This window comes from Bifidobacterium sp. LH_449, from assembly GCF_056356755.1.
On the sequence record NZ_JBKEUV010000009.1, the window covers coordinates 57,719 to 78,176 of the forward strand.

Annotated in this window: 15 protein-coding genes; 8 read left to right on the forward strand and 7 right to left on the reverse strand. The window is 60.7% G+C overall.

All coding sequences use genetic code 11. The features are described from left to right. Nucleotides 1–7 precede the first annotated feature (7 nt). The 5 genes from AC1AX7_RS07585 (at nt 8) to AC1AX7_RS07605 (ending at nt 9,117) form a co-directional block, all read left to right on the forward strand. Nucleotides 8–2,131, forward strand: a complete 2,124-nt coding sequence (locus AC1AX7_RS07585; protein WP_476509482.1) for a beta-glucosidase — start codon at nt 8–10, stop codon at nt 2,129–2,131. A gap of 58 nt (nt 2,132–2,189) precedes the next feature. Continuing rightward, nucleotides 2,190–4,229, forward strand: a complete 2,040-nt coding sequence (gene yicI, locus AC1AX7_RS07590; RefSeq protein ID WP_476509483.1) for an alpha-xylosidase — start codon at nt 2,190–2,192, stop codon at nt 4,227–4,229. A gap of 139 nt (nt 4,230–4,368) precedes the next feature. Beyond that, the gene (locus AC1AX7_RS07595; RefSeq protein WP_476509484.1) at nt 4,369–5,886 is read left to right on the forward strand and encodes a glycoside hydrolase family 43 protein; all 1,518 of its coding nucleotides are present in this window, start codon (nt 4,369–4,371) and stop codon (nt 5,884–5,886) included. A gap of 84 nt (nt 5,887–5,970) precedes the next feature. Continuing rightward, entirely contained in the window at nt 5,971–8,013 is a 2,043-nt protein-coding gene (locus AC1AX7_RS07600; protein WP_476509485.1) for a beta-galactosidase, read from the forward strand. Between the two features lie 207 nt (nt 8,014–8,220). Then, nucleotides 8,221–9,117 (forward strand): ROK family protein, encoded by an 897-nt coding sequence (locus AC1AX7_RS07605; RefSeq protein WP_476509486.1) that lies wholly within the window; start codon nt 8,221–8,223, stop codon nt 9,115–9,117. Nucleotide 9,118: 1 nt separating this feature from the next. Here AC1AX7_RS07605 and AC1AX7_RS07610 read toward each other — a convergent pair whose 3' ends face one another. Then, nucleotides 9,119–9,943: a TetR/AcrR family transcriptional regulator gene (locus AC1AX7_RS07610; RefSeq protein ID WP_476509487.1), complete on the reverse strand. Its 825-nt coding sequence runs from the start codon at nt 9,941–9,943 to the stop codon at nt 9,119–9,121. 139 nt (nt 9,944–10,082) lie between these two features. Between AC1AX7_RS07610 and AC1AX7_RS07615 the strand changes: the two genes are divergently transcribed. Continuing rightward, nucleotides 10,083–10,454 carry a hypothetical protein gene (locus AC1AX7_RS07615; RefSeq protein WP_476509488.1) on the forward strand — a complete coding sequence of 124 codons (372 nt, stop codon included), beginning with the start codon at nt 10,083–10,085 and terminating at the stop codon, nt 10,452–10,454. Nucleotides 10,455–10,554: 100 nt separating this feature from the next. On the opposite strand, the gene AC1AX7_RS07620 is transcribed toward AC1AX7_RS07615, so the two are convergent. The 3 genes from AC1AX7_RS07620 to AC1AX7_RS07630 all read right to left on the reverse strand — a co-directional run bounded on the left by AC1AX7_RS07620 (nt 10,555) and on the right by AC1AX7_RS07630 (nt 15,145). Beyond that, a complete protein-coding gene (locus AC1AX7_RS07620; protein ID WP_476509489.1) occupies nt 10,555–11,211 on the reverse strand; it encodes an ATP-binding protein in 657 nt (218 codons plus the stop codon). 580 nt (nt 11,212–11,791) lie between these two features. Then, entirely contained in the window at nt 11,792–12,610 is an 819-nt protein-coding gene (locus tag AC1AX7_RS07625) for an alpha/beta hydrolase (RefSeq protein ID WP_476509490.1), read from the reverse strand. Nucleotides 12,611–12,640: 30 nt separating this feature from the next. Further along, nucleotides 12,641–15,145: a glycoside hydrolase family 94 protein gene (locus AC1AX7_RS07630; RefSeq protein ID WP_476509491.1), complete on the reverse strand. Its 2,505-nt coding sequence runs from the start codon at nt 15,143–15,145 to the stop codon at nt 12,641–12,643. 154 nt (nt 15,146–15,299) lie between these two features. Between AC1AX7_RS07630 and rsmI the strand changes: the two genes are divergently transcribed. After that, entirely contained in the window at nt 15,300–16,316 is a 1,017-nt protein-coding gene (gene rsmI, locus AC1AX7_RS07635) for a 16S rRNA (cytidine(1402)-2'-O)-methyltransferase (protein WP_476509492.1), read from the forward strand. A gap of 251 nt (nt 16,317–16,567) precedes the next feature. Here rsmI and AC1AX7_RS07640 read toward each other — a convergent pair whose 3' ends face one another. Next, on the reverse strand, nt 16,568–16,957 hold the full coding sequence (locus tag AC1AX7_RS07640; RefSeq protein WP_476509493.1) for a variant leucine-rich repeat-containing protein: 390 nt from the start codon (nt 16,955–16,957) through the stop codon (nt 16,568–16,570). After that, on the reverse strand, nt 16,954–17,727 hold the full coding sequence (locus AC1AX7_RS07645) for a hypothetical protein (RefSeq protein WP_476509494.1): 774 nt from the start codon (nt 17,725–17,727) through the stop codon (nt 16,954–16,956). Before AC1AX7_RS07645 ends, AC1AX7_RS07640 begins: the two co-directional genes overlap by 4 nt. Nucleotides 17,728–18,055: 328 nt before the next feature. Here AC1AX7_RS07645 and metG point away from each other — a divergent pair, with 328 nt between their 5' ends. Then, entirely contained in the window at nt 18,056–19,918 is a 1,863-nt protein-coding gene (gene metG / locus AC1AX7_RS07650; protein ID WP_476509495.1) for a methionine--tRNA ligase, read from the forward strand. A gap of 278 nt (nt 19,919–20,196) precedes the next feature. On the opposite strand, the gene AC1AX7_RS07655 is transcribed toward metG, so the two are convergent. Next, a complete protein-coding gene (locus AC1AX7_RS07655; RefSeq protein ID WP_476509496.1) occupies nt 20,197–20,421 on the reverse strand; it encodes a hypothetical protein in 225 nt (74 codons plus the stop codon). Nucleotides 20,422–20,458 lie beyond the last annotated feature (37 nt).

Here is a 20,458-nt window from a genome sequence, read left to right on the forward strand (position 1 = left end):
ATCGATAATGACTGTCATCACCGAATCCAACAAGGCGAAAGCGCGCGAACTGCTGGCCCAGCTCACGCTCGACGAAAAAATCGACATGATCCACGCCGCAGGCCTGTTCCGCACGGAAGGCGTGCCACGCCTGGGAATCCCGCCGTTCAAGATGGATGACGGCCCGATGGGCGTACGCGCGGAACTGCACAACGATTCATGGACGCCGCTGTACAACACCCGCGACTATGTGACCTACCTGCCCAGCGGCTCCGCGGTCGCTTCGACCTGGAACCGCGAGCTCGCCCGCAAAACCGGAGAAGTGCTGGGCGAGGAGGCGCGCGGACGCGGCAAGGACGTGATTCTGGGACCGTCCATCAACATCAAGCGCAGCCCGCTGTGCGGCCGCAACTTCGAATACATGAGCGAGGATCCGAAGCTGGCGGCGGAACAGGGCGTCGCCTACATCCGGGGCGTGCAGGAAAGCGACGTCGCCGCCTGCGCCAAGCATTACGCGGCGAACAGCCAGGAGACCGACCGACTGGAAGTCGACGAGACCATCAGCGACCGCGCGCTGCGCGAAATCTATCTGCCGGCGTTCAAAGCCGCCGTGCAGGACGGCGGCGTGCTGTCCCTGATGGGCGCCTACAATCTGGTCAACGGCAAGCAGTGCTGCGAATCGTCCGAACTGCTCGACGACATCCTGCGCGACGAATGGGATTTCGAAGGCTTCGTCGTCTCCGATTGGAGCGCCGTCAAGCGCACGAAGGAAAGCGCCGAGGTCGGCCTTGACGTCGAAATGTCGGTGACGCCGAATTTCGACGAATACTATTTCGCCAATCCGCTGCGTCGCGCCATCGAAGCCGGCGAAGTGAGCGAGGACGACGTCGACAAGAAGGTGCTGCGCGTGCTCGCCGTCATGGACGCGCTGCATATGCTGGGCGGCGCCGACCGCAAAGCGGGCCGCTACGCGACCGTCGACCATGCCGCCGCCGCGCTGGACGTCGCGCGGGAATCCATCGTGCTGCTCAAGAACGAAGACGACGTGCTGCCGCTGAACGAGCATACGATGAAGCGCATGCTCGTCATCGGCGCGAACGCCGATCGCATCCACTCCAACGGCGGCGGCAGCGCCGTCATCAAGGCGCTGCATGAAGTCACCCCGCTGCTGGGCCTTAACGGCCAGCTCGGCGGCAACGTCGACATCACCTACGCGTTGGGCTATGAGGCGAAGCAGGTCAATCAGGATGAATCCTGGCAGGAGGAAAGCCTGGAGAATTCCATCGGCTCGAACGAAAACGACGCCGCGCATGCGGCCGAACTGCGCGACGAAGCCGTGGCGTTGGCCCGCGAATTCGCGGCGTCCGGCGACCCGGTGGTCTTCGTCGGCGGCCTGGATCACGAGCATGATCTGGAAGGCCGCGACCGCACCGACATGAAGCTGCCGTACGGCCAGGACGAGCTGATCGAAGCATTGCTGGACGCGGCTGAGAACACGGTGCTGGTCTTCGTCGCCGGCTCCCCGGTGGAAATGCCATGGGCGGAACGCGCCAAGGCGATCGTGTGGAATTGGTATGCCGGCTGCGAAAGCGGCGTCGCATTGGCCGAGACGCTGCTTGGCCGCGTCAATCCGAGCGGGCACCTGCCGGAGACCTTCCCGGTCGCGCTGGCCGATTGCCCGGCCCATTCCGTCGGCACGTTCGGCCCCGGCCTGCACGTGGACTACACGGAAGACATCTACGTCGGCTACCGCTATTACGAGACGAAGGACGTGCCGGTCCGCTTCTGCTTCGGCCACGGCCTGAGCTACACGAGTTTCGACTATTCCGATCTTGTGGCGCGCCGCATCGACGGCGAGATCCGCGTGGCGTGCACGGTGAAGAACACCGGCGATCGTGCCGGCAAGAGCGTCGTGCAGGTGTATCTCGGTTTGGAAGGCACCGACGAAGATCGCCCGGTCAAGGAACTGAAGGGATTCGCCAAGGTCGAACTTGAGGCCGGCGAACGGCGTCAGGTCGAAATCGCGATGCCCGCCGACGATGCGCTGCGCTATTGGTCGAACGAGCGGGGCGGATTCGCCCTCGCCGCGCAGGCCAAGGTGTATGTAGGCGAATCCGTGCAGGATATCCGCCTGTCCGCTTGTGTCGCGTGAGCTTATTGATAAACTTATAAATATCGAAAACGCATATAATGCAAAGGAGCACAAACCAATGAAGTTTCTCAATGGCGGCTGGCTGATCAAGGACGGATTCAACGTCAAGTACGCGGCCAATGTGTACGCCTCCAAGGTGGAAGGCAAGAAGCTGACGCTGTTCTGCCCGTTCGGCGTCCCGATCCATCATCCTGGCCAGACCCTGGATGGCGGCATCCTCACCATCGAAGTGACGTCTCCGCGCGAAGACATCATCACCACCCGTCTCATCAATTTCAAGAAGGACCGCTCCCATTGCCCGGCCTTCAAGCTCAATGAATCCGATCCGGACGTTTCCATCGCCGAAGACGACGACAAGTGGAGCTACACCTCCGGCCGCCTCACCCTGGAAATCGCCAAGGGCGAATCCATTGACTTCAAGTATCTGTACGATGGCAAGGAAATCGCCCACTCCGGCTGGCGCGCAAAGGGCCTGGTCACCGATCCGGAAGGCCGCCTGCATGTCACCGAACAGCTTGACCTTGGCGTCGGCGAAAAGATCTACGGCCTTGGCGAACGCTTCACCAACTTCATCAAGAACGGCCAGACCGTCGACATCTGGAACGAGGACGGCGGCACCGGCACCGAACAGGCGTACAAGAACGTCCCGTTCTACCTGTCCAACAAGAAGTACGGCCTGTATGTCGACAATCCGGGCAAGGTCAGCTTCGAAATCGGTTCCGAAAAGGTTTCCCGTGTGCAGTTCTCCGTACCGGGCGAAGAGATGAGCTATTCGGTCATCGGCGGCGAGGACCTGAAGGGCATCCTCGACACCTACACCGACCTGACCGGCAAGCCGCCGCTGGTTCCGGAATGGAGCTACGGCCTGTGGCTGAGCACCTCCTTCACCACCGACTACGATGAGAAGACCGTCATGGAATTCGTCGACGGCATGGCCGAGCGCAACATTCCGCTGAGCGTGTTCCACTTCGACTGCCGTTGGATGAAGGAACTCGAATGGTGCAACTTCGAGTGGGACGAAACCAAGTTCCCCGATCCGGAAGGCCTGCTCAAGAAGCTGCACGACCGCGGCCTGAAGGTGTGCGTCTGGATCAACTCCTACATCGGCCAGAAGTCCCCGCTGTTCGAAGAAGGCGCCGCCAAGGGCTACTTCATCAAGAACACCGACGGTTCCGTATGGCAGTGGGACAAGTGGCAGGCCGGCATGGCCATCGTCGACTTCACCAATCCGGAAGCCACCAAGTGGTATCAGGATAAGCTGCGCCACCTGATGGACCAGGGCGTCGACTGCTTCAAGACCGATTTCGGCGAGCGTATCCCGACCGAAGGCGTGCAGTATTACGACGGCTCCGATCCGGAACTGATGCACAACTACTACACGTACCTGTACAACAAGGCCGTGTACGACGTCATCGCCGAGGTCAAGGGCGCGGACGAAGCCATCCTGTTCGCCCGCTCCGCCACCGTCGGCGGCCAGCGGTTCCCGGTCCACTGGGGCGGCGACTGCTCCTCCAACTATCCGTCCATGGCGGAAAGCCTGCGTGCCGGCCTGAGCTTCGGCATGTCCGGCTTCGGTTACTGGAGCCACGACATCGCCGGCTTCGAAGACAAGCCGACCCCGGACCTGTTCAAGCGCTGGACCCAGTTCGGCCTGCTCTCCTCGCACTCCCGCTATCACGGCTCCACCGAATACAAGGTCCCGTGGCTGTATGGCGAAGAGGCCGTGGAAGTCTCCCGTGAATTCACCGAGCTCAAGCTCCAGCTCAAGCCGTACCTGCTGCAGCAGATGCAGATCACGCACGAAACCGGCGTTCCGATGATGCGTGCCATGGTGCTGGAATTCCCGGACGATCCGTCCTGCGAAGACATCGACACCCAGTACATGCTGGGCGGCGACCTGCTGGTCGCTCCGGTGTTCAGCGAAGACGGCACCGCGCGCTTCTACGTGCCGGACGCCGGCGGCGACCATGCCGGCGAGCCGTGGGTCAACCTGCTGACCAAGCAGTCCTACGAGCCGGGCCGCTGGTACACGGAAACCTACGACTACCACACCCTGCCGGTGCTGGTGCGTCCGGGCTCCGATCCGCTGAACGTCTGATCGGAAGTTCCGGTCGGAACATCCGATCGGAACTTTCCACTGGCGGATCCCGCCGTGACCGCATGACGTCTGCTGCCGTATCGCCGCGGCAGCAGGCGTCATGCACACAACCTCCATCATCATAAGGAACAAATCAACGATGACATTGTTCAACTGCACCGAAGCGCGACGCATCGCCTCCGGCTTCCACCCCGATCCGACCATCTGCGAAAAGCCCGAGGGCGGATACTACATGGTCAACAGCTCTTTCGAATACTTCCCCGGAATGCCGGTGTTCGAAAGCGAAGACGGCGAACATTGGACGAAAATCGGCAATGCGATGGACCGCCCCAGCCAATTCCCATACGAATCCATGGGCAACAATCAGGGCATCTATGCGCCGACGCTGCGCTGGCATGACGGCGTCTACTATCTGATCGTCACCAACGTGAACAAGGGCAATATGATCCTGACCGCCGAGGACCCGCATAACGGCTGGTCCGACCCGATCTGGGTGGAGGGGTGGCCGGGCATCGACCCCAGCCTGTTCTTCGATGATGACGGGAAAGTGTACATCTGCGGCAACGAAGGCGGCAGCCCCGACGAAAACGGCGAATACGAGCCCGCCGGCATCTACCTGTCGGAAATCGACGTGGCCACGGGCACCGTGCTGACCAAGCGCCAGCGCATCTGCGGCGGCATCACCGGATCCAATCCGGAAGGTCCTCACATGTACAAGCGCGGCGGCATGTACTATCTGATGTGGGCGGAAGGCGGCACCGAATCCGGCCATATGGAGAACATCGCACGCTCCGCCTCGGCGACCGGCCCGTATGAAATGCATGCCGGCAATCCGCTGATCACCAACCGCAGCACGCATCTGACGCTGCAGGCCATCGGCCATTGCGACTGCGCGCATTTCGACCAGGACCGCACGCTGATGGTGTTCCACGGCACCCGCAATAACAGTGAATACCCGGCGCAGGGTTGGATCGGCCGCGAACCGTACGCAGTGTGGTTCGAATGGAAGGACGGCTGGCCTGTTCTGTGCGACCAGTCATATGACTGCCCTCTGAACGGCTGTGGGGAATCCCTTGAAGCCGACGTGGCCTGGATCACGCCGTCCATCGATACCGACGGACGATATGAGGTCACCCATAACGGCGGCACGACGATCACCGTCAAAGCGGTGGAGCAGAAATTCGACCTGTCCCGCGGTCCGTCCATGATCGGCACGCGCCAGACCAATTTCGACTTCACCTTCCGTGCGACGCTTGTCAATCCGAAGAGCCTGCTCGCAGGCGAAGCCGGCGTCGCCGTCTACGCGAACGCCGACCACTACATGACGCTGTGCGCGCATGCCGCGGAACATGACGCCGTGCAATTGGAAGCCGCCGTGCACAACGCCGGCCTGGTATCCATCGTCGGCCGCACCGTCATTCCCGCAGGCGCGGCAATACATTTCACCATCGTCGGCGACGACCGCGGATACCATTTCACCGCCCAGCTCGACGACAGCGACGCGATCATCCCGATGGGCTGCGTGCCGGGCAAGGTGCTAAGCTTCTCCAATGCCGGCGGTTTCACCGGTACGCTGCTGGGCGTGTACGCACATGGCGCGGGCGCCGTCGCATTCCGTGACGTCGCCTATACGCCGACCAATGACGGCGACGAATAGTCGAATAATCGGCAATCCAACATCAAATCATTGCGACGTTGCGGTATCGCACACCGCAACGTCGCACACGAAAAGGAACGATCAATGAAGCCACTTTTCAACAGCTTCCTGTTCGGCGGCGACTGGAATCCCGAACAATGGCCGCGCGAAACCTGGGAGCGCGACATTGAAATGCTGGAGCATGCGCATATCAACGAGGCCACCATCAACGTGTTCTCGTGGACGCTGCTGCAGCCGAATGAAAACACCTACGATTTCGGCATGCTTGATGAAATCGTGGCGCTGCTGGTCAAACATGATTTCAACATCGTATTCGCAACGGCCACGGCCGCGCTGCCGGCATGGCTGGTGCGCACGCATCCCGAAGTGATCCGCACCGAAATCGACGGGCGCCGTCACGTATTCGGCGGCCGACACAACTTCTGCCCGAATTCCGAAGTCTTCCACAAGCTCAGCGGTGAACTGGCCGCGCGCATCGCCGAACGCTACGCCGGCACCCCGGGTCTCGTCGCATGGCATATCTGCAACGAATACGGCGGCGGTGGCGGCATGTGCTACTGCGACACCTGCGCCGAAGCATTCCGCGGCTGGCTGAAGAACAAATACGGCACCGTCGAAGCGCTCAACCAGGCATGGTGCGCGAATTTCTGGAGCCACACCATCACCGAATGGGCCGACGTGGTGCCGCCGGTGAGCCACGGCGACGGCATCGGCACTGAAAAAAGCGTGATCTCCGGCCTGCTGATGGACTATCGTCGCTTCCAGAACGAAGCGCAGCTGGGCTGCTACATCAATGAGCGTGACGCGGTTCGCCGTTACGATGCGACGACGCCGATCACGACGAATCTGATGGGCACGTTCAAAGACCTCGACTACTTCGAGTGGGGCAAGGAAATGGACGTGGTCAGCTGGGACAACTATCCGGGCATGGATACGCCGCCGAGCTATTCGGCCATGTGCCACGATCTGATGCGCGGCGTGGGCGGCGGCAAGCCGTTCATGCTGATGGAGCAGACGCCGAATCAGCAGAACTGGTTCCCGTTCTGCAAGGTGAAGCGCCCCGGTGAAGTGCGCGCATTGAGTTGGCAGGCCGTGGCCCATGGCGCCGACACCGTGCAGTTCTTCCAGATGCGCCAGTCGATCGGCGGCTGCGAACGCTTCCACGGTGCGGTGATTGCGCATGACGGCACCGAAGAATCCCGCGTATTCAACGAAACGAAGGCGCTGGGCGAAGGCCTCGCCCGTGCGGCCGCCCCGCTGATGGGCTCCGAGATCCGCAGCTGTGCCGCCGTGATGTTCGATTGGGAAAGCTACTGGTCGTTGGAAGGCTGCGTCGGCCCGACCTCCGGATTCCAGTACCCGCAGGAAGTGCATCGTTTCTACCGCGCGTTGAACCGCCGCAACGTCGCCGTCGACATCATTCCGAGCACGACGCCGCTGGAGGAGCTCAAACGCTACGAACTGGTCGTCGCTCCGGCGCTGATCATGGTCAAGCCGGGCGTCGCCGGGAATCTGGAAGCCTACGTGCGGCAGGGCGGCCGCTTCGTCACCGGCTACATGTCGGGCATTCACGACGAGCATGATCTGGTCGTCCCGGGCGGGTATCCGGGCGAGCTGCGCAATCTGTGCGGCGTGTGGGCCGAGGAGATCGACGCGCTCGCTCCTGGCGGCACGATCGACGTCAAGGCCGCTCCGGGCGCTTCCGTGCCGTTGGACGGCAAGGGCGAGATCGTGGCCAGCATCATGCATCTGGAAGGCGCCGAACCGTTGGCGGTGTATGGCGGCGACGATTTCTACGCCGGCACCCCGGCCGTGACGGTCAATCGTTTCGGCGAAGGCGCCGCCTACTATGTGGGCACGCCGTTGGACGCCGCTTCGATGGACGCGTTCTTCGCGCCGATCATCGATGCGATGAACGTGCCCAATTTCACGACGCCGGAAGGTGTGGAAGTGTCGCTGCGCTACGGTGATGACGGCAGCGCCTTTGTGATCGTCGTGAACGTGACCAATGCGGCCTGCGAGGTCACGGCGGATTCGCTCAAGGGCGAGGACCTGCTTGCCGGCGCCGCCGTCGACGGCACGGTCTCGCTGGAGCCGTATGGCGTCAGCGTGATTCGATTGGTCTGACGGGCTGTCGCGGTCGGGCGGCGGACGCTGTCTGATCTCGCGCAGTCCGATGGCATTGCCGGAGGATTCGCCGTTGAACGGTTCTGATGTTCAACGGCGAATTCTCCGACGATACCGATGACGCCGCCGTCACCATTCGAAACGGTGTCGGGGGGGGGTGGACAATCATGGTATTGAAGGGTAGATACGGAGAGGTATGGCGTATCAATGGTGGAATCGACGAATATTCTGACATTCGAAGTGGGGGCGACCATCACCCGATATGCGCTGTTCACCAATGGAAAATCATCCATTCCAGTGAGCATTGCGACGCCGCAGAATAGTGCGGAATCCTTTTATCAGGCGCTGGCGCGTGTGGTCAGGCAGCAGCGTGTGCCGTTGGCCGGCATTTCCATCAGCGTGCCCGGTGTCGTCAACGTGGAGAAGCAGCGCACGACGACCGCTGCGTTGCCTTTGCTGTATCGTCGCAGCATCGGCAAGGAATTGAACGAATATCTGGGCGCTCCGATCCCCACATGGATCGAAAACGACGCGAATTGCGCTGCGATGGCCGAAAAGCTCAGCGGCAACGCGCGCACGCTGAATGATTTCGCCTTGCTGACGTTGGACACCGGCGTCGGCGGCGCGATCTTCACCGAAGGCCGCATTCGTCGCGGCTATGAATGGCGCTGCGGCGAACTGGGCATGATGATCGCGAATTTCGAGGACGGCGGGTATCGGACGCTGCATGATTACGCGTCCTCACGCGCTTTAGGCAAGCGTTACGCCGAAGAATTCGGAGTGTCTTCCGACGATGTGATCGCTTCCAGCCTGTTCCGCCGTCTGGATGAGCCGCGTGTGCGCGCAGTCGTCGAACATTGGGCCGATTATGTCGCGATCGCCATCTTCAACACGGTGTCGGTGTTCAGTCCGGAATGCGTGCTGTTGGGCGGCGAATTGAGCCGATCCGAACAGCTGCTGCCGTTGGTGAACGAAGCGCTTGAACGTATCCCGTTCTGGGCTGATTTCCCGGTCCCGGTCAAACGCTGCCGCCATTCGGCCAATGCCGGTCTGATCGGCGCATATTATGCGTTTATCACGGAAGTCGGCGTCTCGGAAGCGTGATCTATGCTTTGCCCGCACTCTCCTCTGCCGCGGCGATTCGATTGAGCAGCGTATACGGTTGCAGGCATTCTCCGGTGGAAGCATCATATTCCGAGGGATCGCGGAAGCCCACCCATTGCGGTTCGGAGAAGATCTCATCGGAAAAACGCATCCATTCGTCCAGCATATTCGTGGACTGGTCGGACAGCCAACGGTATTGCAGGCCATCCATCGCGCTCATCGCCAGCGTATAGGTGTGGTAGAAGCGTTCCTCGTCATAGCCGTCCGGCACGATCCAGTTCATCGAGCCGATGAGGTCCCAATTGCGCAGATGCCTGCCGATGAAGAAGCTATGTGCGGGATGCTTCGGATTCAGCGATTCGCCGTACAGCATGGAGTAGAGCTGCACCATTTCCGGCCGCTGCAGGTTGAACAGCACGGTGTTGAGGCAGTAACGCGGGTAGAAGAACACCGAATGGCCGTCCGCATCGGTGACCGAAGCCGTTTTCGCATTGTATTCGTCGGCTTCAGGCGTGTCGTATGCTTCGGACATGACCATGTTGAGCAGGTCGTCTTTGGAGGAGATGTAATGATACAGCGCGGCTTCGGTGATGCCGATTTCGTCGGCGATGTCTTGCAGCGACATGCCCCAGAAGCCTTTGGTGGCGATGATTTTCGTCGCGGCTTGGATGATCTGCAGATGACGCTCCTCCGGCGACATGCGCTTGCGCTTGGTGAACGTGGTGTTCGCGGTGACGTTGCGGGCCGACGTGCTGTTCGTGGTGCGGGAAGCCTCCGGCCAGCTGGATTCGTCGTCCAGGAAGCGGTACCATGCTTCAACTGCCATTGCTGCATCCTTTCGTCGGCGACATCGCCGCACAGGTTTCCTATATGATTCTATTCCCTAATTATAATTGATTAAATAACGAATACAATGATTTTTGCTTGAATTTTCAACGTTTTTGCTGTGTGGCAGGATATTGTGCGTGATTGAACGAGGAGGTCCGCATGAGCTGAACTACTTTTCCAATGCCGGTGCTCGCATGCTGCGTGGCGAACGTACGAACATTGTCGCATTGAGCTCTCCCATGGATGAAGACACCGATTACGGCAACTGGTCGCCATATTTTTTCGGCGTCGCCAGACGGTTGCGGACTTATGGCTATGATGTGCTGCTGTTGATGGGGGAGGACGAGCTCCATGAACGTCGTTTGCTCAATCATGACATTGCTGAAACGTTGATTTTGCCACGGTATTCCGCTCTGCTGAATCGCGTTGCTCGTGTGGGTTCTCGGATTCCGCCAACAATCCGTTACCGGCGTTCTTTGTCCTGTTCCGCGGCATATGCTCGTGAATAGAACGGGACACAGGGAACGGGATGTTCTATTATTGCGATGCGACTTCGAATTATTCCGAAATGGTCCGAAGCTACTCCGAAACAGTCCTGAAATCATATCCTTAGTCGAGTGAATAGTATTGTGACGTATCGTTTGTGGAAATGCCGTGCCATGTGAGCACGCCGCGCGAAACAAGGGATTTGAGGACCGTGGCGGACGACTTTGTGCTCCTGCCGATGAGTTCTGACAGGATCTTCGTCGTGATCCTTCCTCTGGCGTAGGCGGCCCGGACCGCGGTGAGCTCGTACTCATCAAGGTTGTTCAGGACCTCTTGGGGGATTCGGCTTTTGACGGCCTCGCGTTGTCTTAACGTCCTAGCGACGATGTTGTTTTCCAAGGTGAGTTGCGCCTTCGATTTGTCTGGTTCGCTGAAGGATGGGGCGTTGAGGAACATCGCCTGCATTTCGCTGTAGATGCGCGTTACTCCCTCGTTGAGCTCGCGCACCCATCCGAACTCGACAAGAGTGCGCGCGATTCTGGGATTCCTCGAATAACGGGTCTCTCGCATATTGTCCAATGTGACAGTGTTGGGAAGTCTTCCTGGACTCAGTATCTCAAGACGGTCGTCGTACATCGATATACGGATGTAGTCGCCTGCGTAGGCGTAATCGCGATGTGCCACGGCGTTCACCAGACCTTTGAACCAGGCGAACTCAGGGTATTCGGGAACGGTCTGGAACCTGCCGTCGCGGCCAAGGAATTGGAACTCCCTCAGCATGCCCGAGATGAGATTGAATGCGCTGTCGACGACCTTCGGGATGGGCCGTCGAACGTGACACCTTTGGTGATGTTGAGGCTTCTGCCCGTTTCCATTGTGACGCCGTCAAACCGTAGTATGCGCACACGGGCCTGCGGCAGGAAGACGGAAGGGTATTTCCGAACAGCAGCAACCCGGCCACCGTGAGACGACCATCGCGCATGAATCGGCGGCTTCGCAGGACCTGCTCGGCAGACGCATCCGTCCTAAGCAGGGCCTTGTACCGGCCCGGGACTTCGACGTCCACATCTTCAACGCTTGAATCGGCGACGAGCTCATCCTCGAAGACACGCTGGTTTTTGTCATAGCTAATTCTGATGCACGCGAAGACGTCCAAGACCATGATGCCAGTTTGGGTTTTGACGATTTCGGCACATGGTTCGGTCGGGGTCACGTCCGGCCTGCGGAAAAACAATCTATGGGTGCGACCTACGACGGTCATCCGCTTGCGATATGAAAATGACGGCGGGAATCAGATGATTCCCGCCGTCATTCCTATGCGTTTTGCAGCGGATGATGCGTCGCTGCGATCAGGGGTGCATCAGCGGAAGACGCGCCGCATCCACTTGACGGCCAGCTGCGGCCAGATCTGAATGCATTCGAACACGTTGCCCTTGCCGCCCCAAGCGGTTTCTTCGGTGCCGAGCGCCAGACCGTGGCCGCCTTCGGGGAACAGGTGCGCTTCGACGGTGACGCCGGCGTCCTTGCAGGCCTGAACCAGCATCAGCGTGTTCTCGAACGGCACGCAATCGTCCGGCACGGTGTGCCAGACGAAAACCGGCGGCGTCTTCGCGTCGATATGCTTTTCGATCGACACGGCATCCAGCATCGTGGCGTCGTCCTTGAGGTCGCCCAGCAGGGCTTCGAAGCTGCCGCGATGGGCGAGCGGCCCGGAGGTGATTACCGGATATCCCAACATGAGGCCGTTCGGGCGCACCGCGTCCGGGTCATAACCGTGTTCGCGCATCACGTCGTCGCCGGCGGTGGTCGCAAGATTGGCCGCCAGATGGCCGCCTGCGGAGAAACCGCACACCGCGATGGCGTTCGGATCGACATGCCATTCGTCGGCATGTTCGCGAATGCGCCTGACGGCTTCCGCCGCTTCCAGCAATGCCGTCGGATATACGGAAGGCATTACGGAGTAGCGCAGCACGAACGCCTGATAGCCGGCTGCGACGAACTGCAGCGCAATCGGCTCGGCTTCGCGGTCCGAGGTCATGGCATAGCCGCCGCCGGGGATGACCAGCACTGCCGGGCGGTGACGGTTTGGATCGACTTCGTCGCTGTTGTCGATGCAATAGCCGACGAATTTGGCTTCAGTGCCGTCGATTCCGGTGATTGTGTCTTCGAAATACTTCATATCGCTTCCTGATGGTCGAAGATATGCGGATCAGAACGTGACGTTCACATTGACCTCGACAGCGCCGTCGGTCGGAGCCGGAACGGTGTTGCCTTCGACAATGGTACCGTTCACGGCAACCGAGCGTTCGCCGGTGCGGTGCATCGTGATGCGGTAGGTGACGCCACGATAGACGCGGGTGACGGTCAGGTCGGTGTATTCGGCCGGCAGATGCGGCTCGATGGCCAGGCCGTCCAGCGTCGGGCGCACGCCGAGCAGATACTGCGACACGTTCACGAACGTCCATGCGGCGGTGCCGGTCAGCCAGGAGTTCTTGCCTTCACCCGGGGTCGGGGCTTCCGGGCCGGCGACCATCTGACAGTAGACGTACGGTTCCACCTTGCGGATGTCTGACTTGTCTTCGACGAATGCCGGGCAGTTGCGGCGATACACGGCGAAGGCCTCATCGTCGTTGCCGGCCAGGGCGTTCGCGATGGAGACCCACGGGTTGTTGTGGCAGAAGATGCCGCCGTTCTCCTTATATCCGCGCGGATACGTGGAGATCTCGCCCAATTCGATGCGATAGGTCGAATATGCGGGAGCCAGGATGGCGGTGCCCCAATCGCAGGTCAGCTTGTCCTTGACGGACTGCAGCGCCTGCTTGGCCTTGCCGTCCTCCAGGCCGATGCCGGCCATGACGCACATGCCCTGCGGTTCGATGTAGATCTGGCCTTCGGTGTCGGTATGGGAGCCGATCGGGCGGGAGTACGCGTCGTAGGCGCGCAGGAACCATTCGCCGTCCCAGCCGGCGGTCTTGACCGCTTCGCTGACGGCTGCGATCTGCTCGCGGATGGCGGCGACTTCGTCGGCGATCTCGGCTTCGCTCATGTCGACGGTGGTGCCGAAGTGTTCGAGGATATCGGCATACTGTCCGCCGTACAGCACGAACATGCCGCCGATGAACACGGATTCGGCGATGCCGGTGTCGTTGTTCTCGACGGTCTGGAAGCTTTCGCCCGGAGTGTCGGAGAAGCAGTTGAGGTTCAGGCAGTCGTTCCAGTCGGCGCGGCCGATCAGCGGCAGGCCGTGCGGGCCCTTGTGCGTGATCGTGAAGTTGACGGAGCGGCGCAGGTGTTCCAGCAGCGGGACTTCGGAGCCTTCGACATTGTTGAACGGCACCGGGTCGCTCAGGATGCTGGCGTCGCCGGTTTCGGCAAGGTAGGCGTTGACGCCGGCCACCAGCCACAGCGGATCATCGTTGAAGCCGCCGCCGATGTCGGCGTTGCCCTTCTTGGTGAGCGGCTGGTACTGATGCCATGCGGAGCCGTCCTCCATCTGGGTGGAGGCGATGTCGATGATGCGTTCGCGGGCGCGTTCCGGCACGAGATGCACGAAGCCGAGCAGATCCTGGTTGGAGTCGCGGAAGCCCATGCCGCGGCCCATGCCGGATTCGTAGTAGGATGCGGAACGGGACATGTTGAACGTGACCATGCACTGGTACTGATGCCAGATGTTGACCATGCGGTCGAGCTTGTCGTCGCCGGATTCCACGCTGTAGGTGCTCAGCAGGTCGGTCCAGTAGGCCTTGAGCTCGGCGAGGGCGGCCTCGACCTGTTCGACGGTGGAGAAGCGGCCGAACAGATCATGGGCCGGCTTCTTGTTGATGATGCCGACCTTGGCCGGGTCGTTCGGGTCCTCCCACTTGAGTTCGTTCGGGACCTCGATGTAGCCCAGCGCGAATACGAGGGACTTGGTTTCGCCGGCCGCCAGCTCGAGGCGTACGCGGTTGGCCGCGATCGGCGACCAGCCGTGGGCGACGGAATCGTGGGCCTTGCCTTCGGCGATCACCTGCGGGGTGTCCCAGCCGTTGAACTTGCCGAGGAATTCGTCGCGGCTCGTATCGAAGCCGATGACCGGGGCGTTCACGCCGTAGAAGGCGTAGTGGTTGCGGCGTTCCTTGAATTCGGTCTTGTGGTACAGCAGCGTGGCGTCCTGCAGGCGTTCCACTTCGACTTCGCCGGTGGACAGGTTGCGCTGGAAGTTGGAGGAGTCGTCGACTGCGTTCCACAGGCACCATTCCACGGAACCGGTCACGTCGACCACGACAGGCTTGTCGGTGGTGTTGGTGACGTCCATGCGGTTGATCTCGGCCGGGGTATGCAGCGGGACGAAGGCGGTGAGCTTGGACGCGATGCCGTTGCGGGAGCTTTCGAAGACCGTGTAGCCGATGCCGTGGCGGCAGACGTAGGAGTCGAGTCCCTTCTTGGACGGCAGGAAGGTCGGGGACCAGGAGTCGACGGGCTTGGCGTCGGTGCCGTTGCCGTCCATCAGGCTCAGATAGTAGTTGCGGCTGCCTTCATCGGCCGGAACGTTGTTGTAGCGATAGCGGGTGATTCGACGCAGCTTGGCGTCCTTGTAGAAGGAGTAGCCGCCTGCGGTGTTCGAGATCAGCGAGAAGAAGTCCTCGTTGCCCAGATAGTTGATCCACGGCAGCGGCGTCGCTGGTGTCTCGATCACATATTCGCGAGCGATGTCGTCGAAATGTCCGTACTTCATTCCTCTTTCCTTTCGGTCTGCATCATTGCGTCTGAGGCCGTTTGCATTACAAAAACTAGAATACCACCCTATTTATAAAGTTATAAATAAGAATGTTTCGCCGTGTCGCCGCGCATGAAGACATCGGTATCCCGTCTGCGGGATACTGGTAGATATGACTAACGAATCGGAACAGGAAACGCTCGCGGCGCAAACGCCGGCGGCGCAGGCGGCAGACGGAAAGCGAGAAAACGGCGAAGAGGCATCGGCTGAGCGGGAAACGGCCAACGCATCGTCATCGACGGTCGTCATTCCAAGCGGCACGGTAATCCTCGCGGCGACGCCGATCGGCAACACAGCCGACGCCTCCGCCAGACTCGTCGCACTGCTGGAGCGCGCCGACATCGTCGCGGCGGAGGACACGCGTCGCCTCTACGCGCTCGCCAACCGGCTCGGCATCCACGTATCGGGCCGCGTCATCGCATATCACGATCACAACGAACGTGAAAAATCCGACGGAATCCTCGACCAGGTGGAGGCTGGCGCCAGCGTCGTCGTCGTGTCCGACGCAGGCATGCCGACCATCAACGATCCCGGCCTCGCCATCGTGCGCCGCGCCATCGAACGCGGCCTTCCCGTCACCTGCGCGCCCGGCCCCTCCGCCGTACTGGACGCGCTCGCATTGTCGGGCCTGCCCACGGACCGCTTCTGTTATGAGGGATTCCTGCCGCGCAAGCACAGTGAGCGCGTGCAGCATCTGCGCATGCTGCATGCCGAACGCCGCACCATGGTGTTCTATGAAACGTTGCATCGCATCGACGAATCCATGGCGGATCTGCTGGAAGTCTTCGGTCCCGACCGGCGCATGGCGCTATGCCGCGAACTGACGAAGGATTATGAGCAGATCCGTCGCGGCAGCATCGCCGAAATCCGTCAAAGCGTCATCGACGAGCCGCCGCGCGGTGAAATGGTGCTGGTCATCGCCGGCGCTTCGGACGAGGAAGTGACGGCGGCGTCTCCCGCGACGCTTTCCGTCGAGGATCTGGCCGCATTGGCGGTGGAACGGTCCGAAGCGGAAGGCGTGCGCATCAAGGACGCCATCACCGAGGTCGTCAGGGAGCATCCGCTTCCGGACGGCAGCTACGCCAATCGCAAGCAAGTGTATGCGGCGGTGCTCGCCGGAAAATCCTGAGCGTCTCAGCCGTTTAATTTCGGCCTGCGACGCGCTGTTGTGCGGCGTCGCCGTGCGCTTGGCCGGTCGTCCTTTGCTTTTCTTCTGATTTTATTGGCAAAAGAAAAGCAAAGGACAAGCAAAAGAGATTTTCGTTGGAAAATGGCGGTTTTGTGGCCGTGCGATCGCATTTTCATGCTTACGAGGCAAAAGAGAGCCACAAGAAAATCAAATGGAAGGCAAAAGGGATTCGAGGGGTTTCGGGTGTGACGCTACCGCTTCGTGCGTTGTTCGAAATCATCAATCGATTGCAGCAGCACCTGCAAGGCATGCCTGACACCGGGGCCGCCGGCCTGCGAAATGTATTCCAACAATTCGGCGTCGGCGGCGGGATTCGCTGCCAGCCAACGCCGCAATTCAGGCACCTCGCGGGCGATATGCCACAAAATCTCCATATCCGTATCCGGATCGCAGGCGACCGCCGGCGTCAGCTTCAACGGGGGAGAGGGCGGCTGCTCCTTCGGCGCGGCATTTTGCGAAGGACGAATGCCCCGCAATCGGCGACCGTACGCGGCGCGGCGCAATCTTGCGGAATGCCGGCGTCTTGTCCCGCGCCCTTTCGCAAAACGTCTCAAATACTGCTTCAAACGCCGCAATGTCATCGAAAGCACCCCTGAATCGACCTGAAGAACGCCCGCGCCCGATTCGCATTGCGCCAATACCGGTTCGCCTGCAGGATCGAAAGGCAATCATCCGGGCGAAAATGATATTCCTGCATCAGCGTGCATGTGAATTCAATCGCGGCATCCGACGCGAGGCCGTCGATGTCGATCAGGATCAGATCGCAGGCGGTGCGCGTAGGCGTCGTGATCTTCAAACTGCCGATATTGATCAGATGCTCCGGCGGCGCCTTGCGATTGAACACGCGAATCCGTCTGCCGTGCACCGGTGCGCGAAAATGCGAGGACGAAATCACATCAATCGTTGCGGGGAATTCGCCGCCCAACCATACCCAAACCGCACTCATCGCACAGGCTGCGGCCCTGTCCGGCGTAACGCCGGCGATGATCGACGCGCGGCCGTACAGCGTGTTGGCGTCCTGCGTCAGATATGCGCTCGATGCGTCGATTTTATGCAGCGATCCCAGCGAAGACAGGCGATTGAGACTGAGCGGGCCGGGCAAATCGGAATCCTTCAGCAGCGTTGGCAGCGTCAGCGAGCGGGCGCTGGACGGCGCACGATTCATGGCGGCTGCGGCGCCCGTGTTGTGCGTGTCATTCGTGGCGGTGCTGTTTGCGGCGGTGCTATGGGCGCCGGCCGCAAGTGTTGCGGTGTCCTCGTCATCTGCGGTTGCGGTGTTGGCTGCGCCGGCGGCATCGCTTGCGTCGCCCGCGGGCGCTGCGTTTGCGGATATCGCGTCAGCGTCCGCCATATCTGTGTCTGTTGCGTTCGTCGTGTCGGTCATGAAACCGACCGTAGCGGAGCGGCGGCGCGTGACGGCAGGACGCTGTAGGAATCTGTGAAATTGTTGATAACCCGTATTTGAAGGCATAAAAATGTGGATAAGTCTGAGGAAAGACGGCATCGCCGATCATTCGGATATACGAATCAGTCTGATTCGTTTGTTTTTTCTGATTTTCGGATTGTGACGCTACCGGCGACGGCACTGCGACCGCTTGCGCCATGTCCTGTGATTGCCGCTGCGACCATTGCCGTGACCATTGCCGTGACTGTCCCCGCTGGGCCTGATAATCGGGGCTATGACTCATATTTTGGTGAATGTTGCATGGCCGTATGCGAACGGCCCGCGTCATATCGGCCACGTCGCCGGCTTTGGTGTGCCGTCCGACGTGTATGCGCGATACGAGCGCATGAAAGGAAACGACGTGCTCATGGTGTCCGGCACCGACGAGCACGGAACGCCGATCCTGGTTGAGGCGGACAAGGAAGGCGTGACGGCGCAGGAGCTGGCCAACCGCTACAACCGCGTGATCGCCAAGGACCTGTGCGATCTGGGCCTGAGCTATGATCTGTTCACCCGCACCACCACCGGCAATCATGAGCGGGTGGTGCAGGAGATGTTCCGCCAATGTCTCGAAAACGGCTACATTTACAAGGGCACGCAGAAGGTCGCGATCTCGCCGTCCACCGGCCGCACGCTGCCGGACCGCTACGTCGAAGGCGAATGCCCGATCTGCCACGCCGATGGCGCGCGCGGCGACCAGTGCGACGCCTGCGGCAACGAACTCGATCCGGACGAGCTGATCAATCCGGTTTCCAAGATCAACGGCGAAACCCCGCGTTTCGAGGAAACCGAACATTTCTTCCTCGACCTGCCGGCGCTCGCCGAAGCGAACCTCGCATGGCTGAAGACCCGCGAAGGCTGGCGCACCAACGTCATCAACTTCTCGATCGGCCTGTTCAAGGAAGTCAAGCCGCGCGCCATCACGCGCGACATCGACTGGGGCATCCCGGTGCCGGTCGAAGGCTGGATCGACAACCCGAACAAGAAGCTGTACGTGTGGTTCGACGCCGTCATCGGCTATCTGTCGGCATCCATCGAATGGGCGCGCCGCAAGGGCGACCCGGAGGCGTGGCGCGCATGGTGGAACGATCCGAGCACGCCCGGCTACTACTTCATGGGCAAGGACAACATCACCTTCCATTCGCAGATCTGGCCGTCCGAAATGCTCGGCTATAACGGCGCAGGCTCCAAGGGCGGCGAGACGGGCAAGCTCGGCCCGCTGAACATGCCGGAGCAGGTCGTCTCCTCCGAATTCATGACGATGGAAGGCAAGAAGTTTTCGTCTTCGCGCGGCATCGTGATCTATGTGAAGGATATTCTGGCCCGCTATCCTGTGGACGCCGTGCGCTACTACATTTCCGTGGCCGGCCCGGAAACCTCCGACGCCGACTTCACCTGGGCGGAATTCGTGCGCCACAACAACGAAGAGCTGGCCGCCTCCTGGGGCAACCTCGTCAATCGCGTGGCCAATCTGATCCACAAGAACTTCGGCGAGATCCCGGCCATCGACGAGGCTTCCATGACCGATGCCGACCGTGCGCTGCTGGCCGAAACCGCCGCCGCCTTCGATACCGTCGGCGACATGATCGACAAGCATCGTCAGAAGAACGCGCTCAGCGAGGCGATGCGCGTCGTCGGCGACATCAACAAGTACATTTCCGCCGAAGAGCCGTGGAAGATCAAGGATAATCCGGCCCGCCTCGGCACCGTGCTGCATGTCGCAGCCCAGGCGGTGTCCGACGCCAACCATCTGCTGGCCCCGTTCCTGCCGCACTCCGCGCAGAAGGTGTGGGAGGCGCTCGGCGGCACCGGCGTGTTCTCGCCGCTGCCGCGCATGGAAGAGGTCGAGGATCTGGACAAGCCGGGCTTCATGTATCCGATCATCACCGGCGACTATGTGCTGGGTGAGACCGTGCATCCGTGGAAGAGCGAGCCGATCGTGGTCGGCACGCCGGTCGCCAAGCCGACGCCGATTTTCGCGAAGATTCCGAAGGAAGCCGTGGAAGAGGAGCTGGCCCGTTTCGACGAGGCGCTCACCGCCCGTCGCGAGGCCGAAGCACAGCGTCTGGCTGCCGAAAAGGCCAAGCTGAACGGCTGATCCGGCGGTCCTGGCCGGCTAAGCCTGGCCGGCTGGCGCGGGCGCTTTGGCGTCTGGCTCTGGTCGATGCGGATGCCGGCTGGCGTAGGCGGCTTTCGGCTGCATTCGTTCAACTGACATGGGCGCCGATTGGCACGCGTTGCGTGCCGGTCGGCGCTTTTTTGCGTTGTGCTTTTTTGCGTTGCGTTTCCTGTGTTGTCTGTCTCTGTCGAGTTGGCATTGGCGCTAACCGAGCAAACCAGCCGTGTGTCAATCCGCCCAGATGCCTGTAGCCAGCATTATTGGCGGTTGGAGCTGCCGTCTTGAACGAAGATGCTGCGCAAAACCGTTATAGAAACGGACGGAAACGACTGGTCTCGCGCAGCGACTTCGTCATAGGCGGCGCTTTTCGCCGTCATAACCGATTTTCCCTTGCCCCGATCGGTTTCCACACACACATTGTGCGCTTGCCATACGCACAATGTGCTGGTGCACTTCAGCGCTTCTGCGGTCACGAATGCCATAGCGCTTTTCCATACGCACAATGTGCTGGTGCTACCT